Below are 16248 nucleotides of genomic sequence, written 5' to 3'. Positions count from 1 at the left end.
TTTATAGTTTTTTTATAATAATAAGAGAGTGCTGAATTTAAACTATTATATAGTTAATTTAGTACTCTTTATTTGATTTAAAATACATATATTATGATAATAATATAAGAGAGTATGATAGAATATAATTGTGAGTTTTTAGCAAACAATATTAAATTCATCTAAATAAGTTTTAATTAAATAAGATTTATTGATATAATGTGTATTTAAAATTAAAGGAGTTTAAATTTATGAGTTTAAGATTTGTGTACGGAAGGTCAGGAAGTGGTAAAAGCCATTTTTGTATAGAGAGTATAAAGAAAAAAGTAGAAGATGAAGTAGAATATCCCCTTATATACCTTGTACCAGAACAATATTCTTTTCAATCAGAAAAGAATATTTTAAACGCTATTGGAGAAAAATCAAATTTAAATGTTACAGTAATTAGTTTTAAGAGAATGGCTTTTAGAGTGATGAATGAAGTAGGTGGAATTACTCGTAAGCGTATAGATTCTTCAGGAAAATGTATGCTTATTTCTCATATAGTAGACAAAATATTGGAGGAGCTTTCTGCATTCAGAAGGGCTGCAGTTCAAAAAGGTTTTATAAATACTTTGTCAGATTCTATAAGTGAATTTAAAAGATATTCGGTTACTCCAGAGTTATTATTAAAAACTGCTGAGGATATAGAGGAAGGTATAAGTCTTAAAGACAAACTTTTAGATTTAGGTAAGATATATGGTGAATTTGAAACTTTACTGCATAAAAATTACATAGATTCTGACGATGATCTGACTTTGTTATCAGAAAAATTAGAGGAATCAAAAGTTTTTAATAATGCTGAAATATGGATAGATGAATTTTATAGCTTTACTCCTCAGCAGTATAAGATAATTGAAAAACTTTTAAAAAAATCACGAAGAGTAAATATAACATTAACCAGTGATTATGTAGACGGCAAAAATTATGGCACAGATATTTTTCAATTTACAAAAGGTACAGAGGATAGAATTTTAGAAATAGCAAGAAATAATAATATTAAATTAGATAAACCTATAGTACTGGCTAAAAGACCTTTTTATAGATTTAAGGATAGTAGAGAAATATCTTTTCTAGAAAAAAATTTATTTGCCTTTCCCTATGGAAAATATAAATATAAGACTTCTGATTTAAAACTTTTTAGAGCGCAAAATACTTATTCGGAGATAGAAAGTACTGCTAGAGATATTATAAGGATTTGTAGAGATGAAGGATATAGATACAAGGATATAGCTGTAATAACGAGAGATTTGGAAAATTACGAAACTCTTGTAGCCTCAATTTTTGAAGAGCATGGTATTCCATATTTCATAGATGAAAAAAGAAATATCGAAGGTAATTTAATAGTTGTTTTAATAACTTCTGCTATAGAAATTATTACTAAAAACTGGTCCTACGAGTCTGTATTTAGATATTTAAAAACGGGACTTACAAATGTAGATATTGAAGATGTAGATGTACTTGAAAATTATGTTTTGGCATCAGGAATAAAGGGAAAAAAGAAATGGATAGATGAAGAAAGTTGGGATTATAGACCAGATTCATTGTTTGGAAAGGATCAAATTTCTATTGAGGAAGAAGAGTTTTTAGATAAAATCAATTCTATAAAAAAAGTTGTTATAGTTCCTCTAAAAAAACTGTATAAAAACACCAGAGGAAAGAAAAGTGGAGAAGAAATTTGTAGGATAGTATTTAATTTTTTAAATGACATAAATGCCTCAGAAAAGGTAGAAAATTTAATTGAAATGTTTAAAAACAGCAAAAATCAGACTCTTGCAAATGAATATAGTCAAATATGGAATATAATAATGGATTTATTGGATCAGACTGTAGAGGTAATGGGAGATATGCCTCTTAATCTTGAGGAATTTGAAAAAATTATGTCTATAGGTTTTAGAGAACATAAAATGGGCCTAATACCACCCTCAGTAGATCAAGTATTAGTAGGTAGTGTTGATAGATTAAAAAGTCATAATATCTGTATTCTATATTTGATTGGAGTAAATGATGGAGTATTTCCAGCAGTAAACAATGAAGAGGGAATATTAAATGATATGGAAAGAGAATTATTAAAGAATAAAGGTGTAGAACTGGCAAAGAATACTAGGGCTGCTGCTTTTGAAGAACAATTTTTAGTATATACCACGCTTACGATACCGGGAAAATACCTAAGAATAAGTTATCCCATGGCAGATTATGAGGGAAACACCTTGAGACCTTCTATAATAGTTTCCAGATTAAAAAATATATACCCTAATATAACTGAAGAAAGTGATTTGATTTTTTCAGAAAGTGACGAAGATAGATTAAAGCTAGTAGATGCTAAACGTCCAACTTTTAATCAGCTTGTGTATATTTTGAGAAAAAGATTAGATGAAAATAATGATGCTTTGTTTTGGAGAGATGTATATAAGTGGTTTAGCAGTGATGAATATTGGAGAGAAAAATGTAAAAGAGCCTTTAGTGGAGCCGCCTATACTAATCAAACAGAGCTCATAAACAGCGAAAAAGTAAGAAAACTTTATGGCGACAATGTGCATATAAATGTATCAAGAATGGAAAAATATGCTCAATGTCCCTTTGCCTATTATGTACAGTATGGATTGAATGCAAGGGAAAGAAAAATATTCAAACTTACCTATCCTGATATAGGAACCTTTATGCATAAAGTTATAGATGAATTTAGTGAAAAAGTAAGAACACAGCAGCTTTCCTGGGATAATATAGAGGAAAAGTGGTGTGAAGAAAATATAAGTAATATAGTAGATAATAATTTAAAGAAAAGTAACAGTTTTATTTTAAATAGTTCTCCAAGATATAGATATTTTACAGAAAGACTTAAAAGAGTACTTATAAAAACCGTTATTGTAATGACAACTCATATAAAAATGAGTGGATTTAAACCTATAGGATATGAGATGGATTTTAGTGAAAAAGGAGCTTATCCTCCAATAGTAGTTCAGTTACCTTCTGGAGAGGAAATAAAGCTTATAGGAAGAATAGATAGAATTGATATGCTTGTGAAAGAAGGGGAGACTTATATAAGAATAATAGATTATAAATCGGGGAGTAAGCTCTTTAGACTTTCGGAGGTGTATTATGGACTTCAAGTACAACTTTTGCTGTATTTAGATGCTATACTTACACAGGAGGGAAAAGATTTTGATAAAAAACCTATTCCAGGGGCCATATTGTATTTTAAAATAGATGATCCTCTAATAAAGACTAGCAAAGATTTAGGGGATGATGATTTGACGAAGGAAATAATGAAAAAATTTAAAATGAAGGGATTGTTGATTGACGATCTGGAAATAATTAGAGAAATGGATAGGGAAATGGAAGGCAATTCATTTATTATACCAGCCAGAATAAATAAAGATGGTTCTCTTGGAAAATCTCAAGCAGCTTCAAAAGAACAATTTGAACTTCTTAGAAATCACGTAAAGAATGTTATAGCAAAAAATTGCGAAAATATGCTTCGAGGGAATATTAGTATTAAGCCTTGTAAAAGTAAAGACTCTAAGCCCTGCGACTTTTGTATGTATTCTTCTATATGTACTTTTGATGAATCTCTTGAAGATAATAGCTATAGATTTATTTATGACAAAAGTGATGAAGAGGTTTGGAATCTAATTTATAAAGAATATGGAAAGGAAGGTGAAAATGATGGGGAATAATTGGACTGAGGAACAGATAGAAGCTATTGAAACCAGGGGATGCAATTTGTTAGTAGCTGCTGCTGCTGGAGCGGGAAAGACAGCAGTACTTGTAGAGAGAATAATAAAAATGATTACAGATAGAGAAAAGCCTGTAGATATAGATAGGCTTTTAGTAGTTACTTTTACCAATGCAGCAGCAGCAGAGATGAGAGAGAGGATAGCTAATGAACTATCGAGGAAACTTTTTGAGGAGCCAGAATCAAAGCTCTTGCAGAGGCAATTAGTACTTCTGAATAAAGCAAGAATTACTACAATTCATTCCTTTTGTTTGGACGTAATAAGAAATTATTTTCAACTTATAGATTTAGATCCTAAATTTAGAATAGCAGATGATACAGAAACTGTATTATTGAAGAATGAAACTATAGAAGAACTCTTTGATAAAAAATATCAAGAGGAAAATAATGAAGATTTTTTGAACTTAGTAGAATGTTATTGTTCTAACAGAGATGATTCAGCTCTCATGGAAATAACAATTTTTCTTTACAATTTTGCAAAAAGCAGCCCTTATCCAAAGGAGTGGATTTGTAAAGCAAGCGAAGTTTTTAATATAAAAGAAGATTTTAATTTTCAAAATTCTATTTGGGTAAAGTCAATTTTATCTGGCACTATGATAGAACTTGAAGGTATAAGTAAAATGATAGAAAAATCTTTAAGAATTATCAATAATGAGGAAACTTTAAAAGCCTATTTAGAGACTTATGAAGATGATCTATCAATGATAAATAATTTAATAAGAGAAAGCAAGATTTCATGGAATAATTTTATAGATTATCTAAGGAATGTGAAATTTTTATCTCTTAAAAGATGTGGAAAAGATGTAGATAAGGATAAAAAAGAACAAGTACAGAAAATAAGAGATAAATATAAAAAGCAGATAAAAGATATACAAGAAGAAATACTAAATTCTATTGGTGAAAAGGTATTAATTCATATTAAAGAACTATATCCAATGATGAAATGCCTAGGAGAATTAGTTCTAGAGTTTGACAGAAAATATATTGAGAAAAAGCGGCTCAGGGGTTTAATAGATTTTAATGATTTTGAACATCTCACCCTTGAAATACTTACGGATAAAGAGGAAAATGGAAAAGTAATTCCGTCTAAGGCAGCTTTGGAGCTTAAAGAAAGATATGAAGAAATCCTAATAGATGAATATCAGGATAGTAACTTAGTTCAGGAAGTTATATTAAGTACAATATCAAGAAGTGAAAGTAAAAATCCAAATATGTTTATGGTAGGAGATGTAAAGCAAAGTATATATAGATTTAGACAGGCAAAACCAGAACTTTTTCTTCGTAAATATTCTAATTATTCCAGTGAAGCAGGAGCAAAAGATAGAAAAATACTTTTGTTTAAAAATTTTAGAAGCAGAAAGACTGTGTTAGATGGAGTTAATTATATATTTAAAGCTATAATGTCTGAAAATATAGGAGAACTTAATTATGATGAAAAGGAAGAACTAAAGGCATCAGCAGAATTCAAAGAAATAAATAGAGAAGAATTTACTGAACTAGGAGTAAATGAAATACATATAATTGAAAAGAATAAAAATCAAAATAATATCAATAAAGAGCTTGTATTAATAGATCAGGAAGAAGAACAAGAAAATATTGATAATATACGGCTTGAAGCCAGGATGGCAGCTTTGAGAATAAAAGAATTGGTATCTAAAAGAGATAAATCTTATGCTGTTTTTGATAAGGGGCTTGGTGATTATAGGAGTGTTCAGTATAAGGATATAGTAATACTGCTGCGAGCTACCACAAATTGGTCATCAACTTTTGTAGAAGAATTGAAAAATTTTGATATACCTGTATTTTCAGATACTGGTACTGGTTATTTTGAAACCACAGAAATAAAAACTATTCTTTCATTGCTTCAAATAATAGATAATCCTCTTCAAGATATACCTCTTCTTTCAGTATTGAGATCCCCTATAGCTTCTTTTACCGATGAAGAGCTTATTGATATAAGGTCAATAAATAGGAATATTAAATTTTATGAAGCTATGAATATTATAGTGGACAGATATAATGATTTATTTAATAAAAATTTAGAAATTATTTATGCTGAAAATGATGATTACAATGAAAATAGATTTGAGCATTTAAAAGAGATTTTAGATAATACTAGCAAAGAAGAAATTTATGCAGAGTATGATGATGCAACTAAAGATATTGATGAATATATAAAAATAGATAGAGAAAATAGTATAAGTAAGCCATTAACTAAAAAATGTTGTGATTTTATAAACAAACTTAAACAGTTTAGAAGTTTATCTATTCATATGCCTATAGATGAATTTATATGGTATTTATATTCAGAAACAGGTTATTACAGTTATGCAGGAGCTATGCCATCAGGGATTCAAAGACAGGCAAATTTAAGAATACTATTTCAGAGGGCAAAATCTTATGAAAATACAAGTTATAAAGGGTTATTTAACTTTATAAACTTTATAAATAAATTGAAAATAAGCAGTAAAGATATGGGAAGTGCTAAAATATTAGGTGAGAATGAAAATGTAGTAAGGATAATGAGTATTCATAAAAGTAAGGGATTAGAATTTCCAGTGGTTATTTTATCTGGTTGTGGCAAAAATTTTAATTTGCGTGATATTACAAATCAAATATTGTTTCATCATGAACTTGGTATAGGACCAGATTATGTTAATTTTAGGAGAAGAATATCCTATCCTACAATATTTAAAAATGTCATTAAGAAAAAAATAAAATTTGAAAATCTTTCTGAGGAGATGAGAATACTCTATGTAGCACTTACTAGAGCAAAAGAAAAGCTCATAATAACAGGTGCTGTAAATAATATTGAAAATGCTAGTAAAAATTGGTCAGAAGATATAGATAATTTAGAAGATAAGATATCAGAAAATATAATATTAAAAGGAAAAAGCTATTTAGACTGGATAGGCCCTGCTATTATAAAGCATAGGGATGGAAAAATTCTAAGAGAAGTGGCAAATATATCTATATCAGATGTATGCAATATACACAGTGAATCTAACTGGAAAATAAAGCTATGGAATAGAGAGAAAATATTAAAGGAAGATAGGAAGTCTGTAGAAGAAGTTTATAATAATAAAAATGACGTTGAAGATAAAAATTTAAATAAAATAGATATTATTAAAGAAATTCTTTTAGAAATAGAAAATAAAGAGCCAAGGACACCTTATTATGATGAAATAAATAGGAGACTTAGCTGGGAATACAAATATAATTTTTTAAAAGGTATTCCTTCTAGTATATCTGTAACAGAACTAAAAAGACAACAAAACTCCCAGGATGAATATTCAAGAAATGTATTTCCGCCAGTACTTAAAAAAAGACCAATATTTTTAGAAGAGAAAAAAGACCTTACCCCAGCAGAGAAAGGAACAGCTATGCATGCTGTAATGCAAAGACTAGATTTTAATTTACCTGTAACAGAAGAAAGTATAAAAGAGCAAGTATACAGAATGGTTTCAAGAGAATTTATAACAGAAAAACAAGCTGAAACTATAGATATAGGCAAAATAGAAAGGTTTTTTCAAAGTAATCTTGGAAAGAGAATGTTATCTGCTGAAAATATAAAAAGAGAAATTCCCTTTGTAATGAGATTAAAAGTTTCAGAAGTATATAGAGAATTACCTGAAGATAGTTGTAAAGATGAAATAATAGTATTACAAGGAGCCATGGATTGCTATTTTGAAGAAGAAGATGGTTTGGTTATAGTAGATTATAAAACAGATTATGTTACAGATAAAAATATAGATATTGTAGTAGAAAAATATAAAAATCAAATAAAATATTATGCTGAAGCACTTAGAAAGATTACAGATAAAATAGTTAAAGAACAGTATCTATATTTATTCTATAATGGAAGCATTGTTAAAATTTAAAAATAGGTTTAATATTGATAATATAAAAAAGAGAGGAAGATAAATATGAATAATATGATTAATGCTACAGAAAAACTATTTTATAAAGACCCATATCTTTGTCAGGCTGACTGCGAAGTAGAAGATGTAATAGAAAAAGATGGAAAATATGAAGTGATACTAAAAAGTACTCCTTTTTATCCAGAAGGAGGTGGGCAACCCTCTGATATAGGTTACATGGATAATATAAAGGTAGAATATGTATATGAAAAGGATGAGGTAATATATCATGTTATGTCGGAAAAACCAAGAAATAAAATTGTACACTGCGAAGCAGATCTTGAAAGAAGAATAGATCATAATCAGCAGCATTCAGGAGAGCATCTGATGTCAGCAGCTTTTTTTAAATTATATAATGGCGTAAATGCCGGTTTTCATCTTGGAGAAGACTATGTGACATTAGATATTAAAATTAAAGATATGACAGAAGATATGATAAAAAAAGCAGAAATGGAAGCCAATTATTATGTCTTTAAAAATGAACCTGTGAAAACTTATTTTGTTACAAAAGAAGAAGCTGAGAAGCTTCCTTTAAGAAAGGCCATTACAGCTGAGGGAAAAATAAGAATGGTACAAATGGGAGAAAACCTGGATTATAGTGCCTGCTGTGGAACACAGGTAAGAAGAACTGGAGAAATAAGAATTATTAAGATAGTTAAATGGGAAAAGAATAAGGGAATGACTAGAATTTATATAAAATGCGGTCTTAGAGCTTTTAAAGACTATATTACTAAAAATGATTATGTTACTGAAATTGCCAGAGGATTCTCAGTAGAAGATTCTGAAATAATAAATAAAGTAAAAAGTCAAACTGATGAAATAGGTAATTTAAAGAAGAAAATTTCTACATTGTATAGTACCATAGCTCAAAATGAAGCAGAGCAGCTAATGGAAAATTCCAAAGATAAGTATATAATTAAGGAATATAAAGAAGAAGGGTTTGATTTTTTGGACAAGCTTTATGAACATTTAAAAAATGAGGAATATATACTTATTTTAACTTCTTTAAAGGATAATAGACTTTTGTTTGCGCATAATGGTTCTTTTGCCATAGAATGTGGAAAATTATTTAAGGAAAAATTAAAAGAGTTTGGTGGCAGAGGTGGTGGAAATGCTAAAAGAGCTCAAGCAAATTTTCAGGATACAGATTCTATGAGAAGTTTTACAGAATATTTAAAAGAAAATGCTTTAAACTAGTTAAGTATATAGACCTATAGTGGTATAAATATCAATATAATTTTGTGAAATAAGTACTTGATGATTAATAATATATAAATCTTAAAGGACTATAGATAATATATTGAATTATCTATAGCTTAAATTTTACTTATTTTAAGGTTATCAATGATAATATATAAATTTGTAGAAATATAAACTTTTAAAAAGGTAATTTATTTTACAATGTAGAATAACTCTATATAGGGGAGGGTTTTATATGAAAAATGATAAAGAGTTAAATAATTTAATTAAAAGAATTGAATTTACAGAGAAAGCAATGGAAGAAACTCTCATAGTATTACAGACATTAAATAAGATATTTATTGACAAGGGCATATATGATATAGAAAAATTTCATGATCTTATGGAGAAAGTTTCAAATGATGATACAACTAATTTTACATATAGGGATACTATAAATAAACTTAAGGAAAACAGCGAAGAATAAGTAGCTATTTAAGTATATAGAGGGCAAATATGGAAAGTAAAAAGATCAGCACTGATAGCAGTGTATTTATATTTAATGAGTTAGAAACGTATAAAACTAATGTCTTTCTAATTGAGAGAAAGGCAAAGGTGTTTTTAATTGATACTTTTTGTGGCACAGATAGTATGAATTTGATAAAAGGAATATTAAGTAAAAAACTTAATAAAGAAATTATCATTGTAAATACACATTTTCATTGGGATCATGTATGGGGAAATTGTGCTTTTAAAAATAATTTAATAATTAGTCATAAATTGTGTAGAAAATTTTTAGATAAATATTGGAAACAACAGTTGAAACAAAATAAAAAGTATATATTAGGTAATGTTGAAAAGGTGTTACCTAATTTTACTTTTAAAGAAGGCATTAAATTTGAAAATGAAGAAATAGAAATATTTTATAGTCCTGGACATACTTTGGATAGTATATCCATATTTGATCACCATAATGGAATATTATATGCAGGTGATAATTTAGAAAAACCAATTATATACGTAGAGAACAAAGATATTGAAATATATATAGAAACACTTGAGAAATATTTGAAGCTTAAACCTAAAAAAATTATGGCTGGTCATACTATATATTTGAATGAAGAGGATATTTTTAAAACAATAAAATATCTAGAAGACTTAAGAAACGGAAGCCATATACAGTTTGAAAGTGAATATATGACAAAGGTGCACAAGGAAAATTATAATTTAATCAATGAAAAAACTAATTATAAAAAATTTAACATATAAATTTTTTATAAAATGGACAAAATTTGATAAAATATAGAAATTAATAACTATTAGAAAGATAATAGGAAATTAATTAGTATAAAATTTACCATATTAACTCATAATAATTATATAAGTAATTTTGTAATTTTTATAATTTTACAAATTAAAAATGAATTCATTAATTGACAACATTATATAAAGGTGAGGTACAAAGAATATGATAAAAGATATATTTAAAGAATTTCCAGAAGTTAAAACAGATAAAATAATATTAAGAGAATTAAATTTTAATGATATTAAGGATATGTTTGAAATATTTTCAAATGAGGAAATATTAAAGTATTATTATATATCACCACATAAAAGCATTGAAGATACTGAAAGGTTATTTTTTATGTTTATTAATGATTATAGAGATTGTAAAGCTATAACATGGGGAATTGTTAATCCAAAAAACAATAAATTAATTGGTATTTGTGGATTTAATAATTTTGACTGTAAATTAAGCAGAGCACAAATTAATTATGAACTCAATAGAGCATATTTGAGACAAGGTTTTATATATGATGCTCTCAATGAAATTATTAAAATTGGATTTAAGAACAGTTCTATAAAGAGAATTGAAGCAATAGTTGATGATAAAAATAAAAACTCTAAAGAGATACTTGAAAATTTAGAATTTAAGTATGAGGGTTGCTTAAGAAAACGATTTTATTTCAATGGAAATTTTAAAGATGAAAATTATTTTGGCTTATTAAAGGATGAATGGTATTAGTTAAAATTAGAATATGAAAAAAGGGCATTTAAAATTTTAAATACCCTTTTTTATATTGTAAATTATCATAATAAATATTTGAAGTCATTATTACAAAATGTAATGAATTTAAACATAATAATTAGAAATTAATAAAAAAAGATTGAAATACATATGTTATTGTAATATAATATACAAAATGATATAAAAATAGATAAAACGATGTTTGCGTTATCTGTTATGTTTGTTTATATATGATTATATTTTGATAAGTAAGTCTTACTTAGTTAGAATTTGTACTTTTGATAAAGTTAGATAGGTTATCTAGTAATTATATAGACTATTACATTTTAAAAATTGGGTTATTATTGTTACTTAATTATTGAATGGATAAGAGATGTATTTTGAAAGGATAGATAATGATATGTGTGAAGACAAAGAAAAATTAAATTCAGAAAATTGTAAGAATTTATCTTTTATGCAGTGTGCTGATTGTCAGTCGCCTATAATATCTAATGTGTTATCTACAATAAGAAATAGTGTAGTAATTATTCATTCCCCACTAGGTTGCGCCTCTTCTTTTATTGATTTTAATATTAAATTCAAAATAGGATTAAAAAAACGTGGTTTACCAATAAAAAATGCTAAACTTGTCAGTAGTAATATTACGGAATCAGATGTAATTTTTGATGTTGATAAAAAATTAAAAAATGCAATAGATCGTTCAATAGAGAGCTTTAATCCTAAAGTTATTTTTATAACTTCTAGTTGTGGATCTGGAATAACAGCATTAGATATACAAAATGTCATTAATTCTATACAAGATGAATATTCGATTCCGTTAATAATTATTACTTGTGAACTCTATAATTCTGGATTCTGGAGTTCTGGAGCTAAATTAGGACAATCTAAAAATTTAAATAAACTTATAAAAAATAATAATATTTGTGAAAAATTTTATAATGTTATAAATTTTACTGGCAATGATGATATAAAGGAAATACTTGATAAAATACCGGTTAATTGGAATTATATTACTTGTTATACTGAGTATGAGTGTTTGGAAAAAATGTCAGGGGCATCGGGTACACTGTTAATTTCTCCAGATCGTTTCAGCAAATATATTTCAGAGTGGCTGAAAGATGAATTCAATATACCTTGTATTAATAAAACTTTACCTTATGGAATAGAAGCTACGGATAATTTTTTTGATGAAATTGATATATGGTTTAAAGAAAAATTTTCAGTTCATAATATAATTTCTAATGATAAGAATAGATACATGGAAAAATTAAAAGAAATTAAAATTAAATTAAATTACATAAAGTGTTTGCCGATAATAATGGGATACGGATATGAAAAGAGTATATTAGTGATGTTGAAAGATTTAGATATTAACATTATGGATTATGATAGTAAGTATAAGATGATTTTTGATAATAGTGATATGCCTTTTTTTAAAAAAGAATTAAGCGGAAATTTATATGGATTACAAGGGGTAAAGATTTCTTTTAATCAAGCATATATATTAATTAATTTTATTGGTCATATGAAACCTGATTTAGTGATTGTAAAGCATTATAGCTTACGAGCTTGGACTGCTAAAATGGGCATACCAACCTTATGGATTGAAGATGAATTTGAATTCTATGGATATAAAGGTATGCTACAATTTGCACAAAGATTGTTAGATTTAATTAGTAATAAAAACTTTATAAAAAATATAAATAAATATTCGAAATTACCATACAGAGAATGGTGGATGAGAGAAAATCTATTAAAAAAGGTGTAAAAATTATGGAGAATACTATATTTCAACCTAGAAATTTTTGTGAACTTGGTGCATTACATAGTGTATTGGCTATTAATAAAGCTGTTCCTATAGTTCACTCAGGGGCAGGGTGCTGTTTGAGGTTATATCAGGGAATGAGTTATTGTAATGGTTATCAGGGCTTTGGATACAGTGGTGGAAGTTTTATCCCAAATGATAATATCCATAGAGAAGATTTTATATACGGAGGAGAAAATAGGATAAAACAATTAATTGAAAGTACTGTAAAACTTGTAGATGCAGAATTATATGTAGTATTCACAGGGTGTAATGTACAGTTAGCTGGAGATGATGTAAAAGCTGTAGTTAGTGAATTTAAAGAAAAAGGAATACCTGTAGTATATGTGGATACTGCAGGATATAAAGGAAATGCCTATATTGGACATGAATTACTATTAAAATCCATTATAGAACAATTTGTTTCAAAAAAATTACCAATTAAAAAGGGAAAAATAAACCTTTGGGTGAATCCGCCCTATTTAGATCCTTTTTGGAGCGGTAATATAGACAATTTGAAAAATATGTTGGAGAAGATTGGACTTGAGGTAAATGCTTTATTTGGATTTTCTGCGAATGTAAATTCATGGAGTGAAATTCCAACTGCTGAATTTAATATATTGATATCTGGTTGGACAGGTATAAAGACTATGGAGTTTTTAAAAAAAAGATTTGGAACACCATATATTCATTATTCAATATTACCTATTGGAGCATATCAATCAAGTAAATTTTTAAGAGACATTGGAGAATTTTGTAATGTGGATATAAATATAGTAAATAAATATATAGAAAAAAAGGAGTCAATATTTTATTATTATATGAATAGACTAACTGAACTTTTAAATCGGTATGATAGTTCTTTTCCACAACGTTTTTTTCTTATAGGAGAATCTAGTTATGTATTAGGTGTTACTAGTTTTTTAATAAATGAATTGGGTATGATTCCAGGGTGCCAACATATAGTAGACAATCCCCCTAATATCTACAAGGAGGATATAAAAAATAAAATAGATTCATGTGTAATTTTTTCAGATGATTCACAAATAATTATAAAAAATATAAAAGAAAAAAGTGAAAATTTTATTCCATTGATAATAGGGAGTAGTTGGGATAAAGAAATTATATCTGAATTGAATGGATATTTTTTATCTTTAAGTACTCCGGTGTCTGATAAGGTTATACTCAATAAAAGTTATATAGGATATGAAGGAGGGTTGAATTTTATAGAAGATATTTTTTCTTGCATATTTAATAAGTTATAATTAGAATTGGAGATGGTATTATGAAGGAGTTTAATGAAAAAATATTAAGTAAGGGTGTACATCATATTGCCCTTAAAGTTAAAAATTTTGATAATACAATTAAGTTTTATACAGAAGGACTTGGTTTTAAAAAATATTTATGTTGGGAGCAAAATGGAAATAGAGTATCATTTTTGAGCGCAGGGGGGAATAGTTTTATACAAATATTTGAAGATGATTCTAAAGAAGATATATCCAATGCTACTTATACTCATATGGCTTTTTACACAAAAAATTGTGAAGAGGCTATAAAAGCAGCTAAAAATGCTGGGGCAAAAGTGAAAGGACCTATTGAAATAAAAATACCATCTAATCCTGATATTATAATGAGAACAGCTTATTGTAAAGGTCCTGATGGTGAATCTATCGAGTTTTTTGAAGAAAATACTATTGTGTAGTTACAAAAGAAGTAGAAGTTTAATAACAGGTATTTAATTATCATATAAAAAATAATTTGTTTTATTTGTCAAGAACAAATAAAAGCAGTTAATCCACTTAGATTAAACTCTAAGTGGATTTTTAGAATGAGAGAATTACTATTTTGAACAGTTAATGGAAATATTTATTGAAAATAAATAGTCATTTATATATAATATAAATATAAAATAGTCGACGTCGACTATTTTTAAGCTTTTATAAACATACATTTTTATAAATAATATATAGAGGCAGGAAGGGGTTTATACTATGGTAAAATCTATTAAGGATGTTATAACTTTAAATAATGGAGTTGAAATACCACAACATGGTTTTGGTGTATATTTAATCACAGATGAAGAAAAAGCATATAAAGCAATAAATAAAGCTTTAGAGGTTGGATATAGAGCTTTCGACACAGCACAATTTTATGAAAATGAGCCTTTACTAGGTAAAATATTAAACGAGTCTTCTTTGAGTAGAGATGAATTGTTTATAACTACCAAAGTAGCCAATTATAATCAAGGATATGACAGTACACTGAGTACTGTTGAACAATCATTAAAAGATTTACGTGTAGATCAGCTAGACCTTTTGTTAATTCATTGGCCGAGTAAAAAGCGTTTTTTTGAAACTTGGAGAGCTATGGAAAAATTGTATAATGAAAAATTAGTTAAAGCTATTGGGGTATCTAATTATGAAATTCACCATTTGGAAGAGCTTATATCAAATTCAGATATAAAACCAGTTATAGATCAGGTAGAGTCTCATCCCTATTTAATACAACAAGAACTTAAAGATTATGTAGATAAAAACAATATAGCTTTTCAAGCCTGGAGTCCTCTCGGAAGGGGTGCTGTTCTTAAAGATCCTATTATTAAAATAATAGCAGAACAGCATAATAAGTCAATTGCACAGGTAATTATTCGTTGGCATTTACAGAAAGGCAATATTGTAATTCCTAAATCAATTACACCTTCTCGTATTGAAGAAAATGCTGATGTATATGATTTTGCTTTAACTGAAGAAGAAATGAAAATTATAGATGCTTTAAATAGAGCTGAAAGAACTGGGGATGATCCAGATTCCATATATTTTCAGATGTAAAATATAAGATTGCAAATAAATAGTTTAATGAGGAAGTTCTATTTTATTAGAGAACTTCTTTATTTTTTGAGTAACAAAATTCAATCTATATATGTATAATAATTTTGTACACAATATAAATGGAGGATTCAAAATGTATTACAATAGCAGAAGATGTTATTATAGTGAACCTGTAAATTATTATCCTGGAATGTATATAGATTATTATCCTTACTATAGAAATGATTCCGTTGTAAATGATGAACCTATTGCTATAGAACCGAATGTTGGTAACACAAATGAGGATTCAGTTATGGGATTAAGTGCTAGAAATAGATTTCCAGGTGTAGTTACAGACATAAAAATGGGAAATGTAGTAGGAGAAGTTTTGGTAGACTTAGGATGTAATCATTTAGCATCAGCTATAATTACAACTACTTCCATAAGAAACCTCGGAATCAGAGTTGGATCAAGAGTTAATGTTGTCATTAAGGCAACTTCTGTAATGATTAGAAAAGCCACAGAGAGTGATTCTGATTTTAGTGCAAGAAATCAGTGGCCTGGTACTGTTACTCAGGTAAATAAAGGAGATGTAGTAGGTGAAGTGATTGTTGATATTGGATGTAGGCATATAGTGTCAGCAATAATTACAACTACATCAATAAACAATCTTGGAATTAAAGTAGGGTCAAAGGTTAGTGCTGTTATTAAGGCAACAGAAGTAATGATAATGGCAAGGAGCTGATTTTATATAC

At 27.5% G+C, this 16248-nt stretch carries 11 protein-coding genes; all 11 read left to right on the top strand.

Features of this window, described 5'->3' with window-relative positions; translation table 11 throughout:
- Positions 1–230 precede the first annotated feature (230 nt).
- The 11 genes from addB (at position 231) to CLPA_RS10695 (ending at position 16238) form a co-directional block, all read left to right on the top strand.
- Positions 231–3695 (top strand): helicase-exonuclease AddAB subunit AddB, encoded by a 3465-nt coding sequence (gene addB / locus CLPA_RS10745; RefSeq protein WP_003441789.1) that lies wholly within the window; start codon positions 231–233, stop codon positions 3693–3695.
- Positions 3682–7635 (top strand): helicase-exonuclease AddAB subunit AddA, encoded by a 3954-nt coding sequence (addA, locus tag CLPA_RS10740; protein WP_034830019.1) that lies wholly within the window; start codon positions 3682–3684, stop codon positions 7633–7635. Before addB ends, addA begins: the two co-directional genes overlap by 14 nt.
- Positions 7636–7680: 45 nt before the next feature.
- A complete protein-coding gene (locus CLPA_RS10735) occupies positions 7681–8871 on the top strand; it encodes an alanyl-tRNA editing protein (RefSeq protein WP_003441794.1) in 1191 nt (396 codons plus the stop codon).
- A gap of 238 nt (positions 8872–9109) precedes the next feature.
- Positions 9110–9340 carry a hypothetical protein gene (locus tag CLPA_RS10730; RefSeq protein WP_003441797.1) on the top strand — a complete coding sequence of 77 codons (231 nt, stop codon included), beginning with the start codon at positions 9110–9112 and terminating at the stop codon, positions 9338–9340.
- Between the two features lie 29 nt (positions 9341–9369).
- Complete coding sequence (locus CLPA_RS10725; RefSeq protein ID WP_003441800.1) at positions 9370–10122, top strand: MBL fold metallo-hydrolase; 753 nt, start codon at positions 9370–9372, stop codon at positions 10120–10122.
- A gap of 199 nt (positions 10123–10321) precedes the next feature.
- Entirely contained in the window at positions 10322–10879 is a 558-nt protein-coding gene (locus CLPA_RS10720; RefSeq protein ID WP_003441803.1) for a GNAT family N-acetyltransferase, read from the top strand.
- 376 nt (positions 10880–11255) lie between these two features.
- A complete protein-coding gene (locus CLPA_RS10715; RefSeq protein ID WP_236900336.1) occupies positions 11256–12650 on the top strand; it encodes a nitrogenase component 1 in 1395 nt (464 codons plus the stop codon).
- Between the two features lie 5 nt (positions 12651–12655).
- Positions 12656–13951, top strand: a complete 1296-nt coding sequence (locus CLPA_RS10710) for a nitrogenase component 1 (protein WP_003441808.1) — start codon at positions 12656–12658, stop codon at positions 13949–13951.
- Between the two features lie 20 nt (positions 13952–13971).
- Positions 13972–14388, top strand: a complete 417-nt coding sequence (locus tag CLPA_RS10705) for a VOC family protein (protein WP_003441811.1) — start codon at positions 13972–13974, stop codon at positions 14386–14388.
- 289 nt (positions 14389–14677) lie between these two features.
- Entirely contained in the window at positions 14678–15514 is an 837-nt protein-coding gene (locus CLPA_RS10700) for an aldo/keto reductase (protein WP_003441814.1), read from the top strand.
- 133 nt (positions 15515–15647) lie between these two features.
- On the top strand, positions 15648–16238 hold the full coding sequence (locus tag CLPA_RS10695) for a TOBE domain-containing protein (protein ID WP_003441818.1): 591 nt from the start codon (positions 15648–15650) through the stop codon (positions 16236–16238).
- Positions 16239–16248: the final 10 nt, after the last annotated feature.

Source organism: Clostridium pasteurianum DSM 525 = ATCC 6013 (genome assembly GCF_000807255.1).
GTDB lineage: Bacteria > Bacillota > Clostridia > Clostridiales > Clostridiaceae > Clostridium_I > Clostridium_I pasteurianum.
Note: the sequence above shows the minus strand (reverse complement) of the source record. Positions and strands in the feature narration are given on the sequence as shown.

What these genes read in the sequence shown, in the direction of transcription:
- addB (WP_003441789.1), top strand. Translation starts at nt 231, where the DNA reads ATGAGTTTAAGATTTGTGTACGGAAGGTCAGGAAGTGGTAAAAGCCAT.
- addA (WP_034830019.1), top strand. Translation starts at nt 3,682, where the DNA reads ATGATGGGGAATAATTGGACTGAGGAACAGATAGAAGCTATTGAAACC.
- CLPA_RS10735 (WP_003441794.1), top strand. Translation starts at nt 7,681, where the DNA reads ATGAATAATATGATTAATGCTACAGAAAAACTATTTTATAAAGACCCA.
- CLPA_RS10730 (WP_003441797.1), top strand. Translation starts at nt 9,110, where the DNA reads ATGAAAAATGATAAAGAGTTAAATAATTTAATTAAAAGAATTGAATTT.
- CLPA_RS10725 (WP_003441800.1), top strand. Translation starts at nt 9,370, where the DNA reads ATGGAAAGTAAAAAGATCAGCACTGATAGCAGTGTATTTATATTTAAT.
- CLPA_RS10720 (WP_003441803.1), top strand. Translation starts at nt 10,322, where the DNA reads ATGATAAAAGATATATTTAAAGAATTTCCAGAAGTTAAAACAGATAAA.
- CLPA_RS10715 (WP_236900336.1), top strand. Translation starts at nt 11,256, where the DNA reads ATGTATTTTGAAAGGATAGATAATGATATGTGTGAAGACAAAGAAAAA.
- CLPA_RS10710 (WP_003441808.1), top strand. Translation starts at nt 12,656, where the DNA reads ATGGAGAATACTATATTTCAACCTAGAAATTTTTGTGAACTTGGTGCA.
- CLPA_RS10705 (WP_003441811.1), top strand. Translation starts at nt 13,972, where the DNA reads ATGAAGGAGTTTAATGAAAAAATATTAAGTAAGGGTGTACATCATATT.
- CLPA_RS10700 (WP_003441814.1), top strand. Translation starts at nt 14,678, where the DNA reads ATGGTAAAATCTATTAAGGATGTTATAACTTTAAATAATGGAGTTGAA.
- CLPA_RS10695 (WP_003441818.1), top strand. Translation starts at nt 15,648, where the DNA reads ATGTATTACAATAGCAGAAGATGTTATTATAGTGAACCTGTAAATTAT.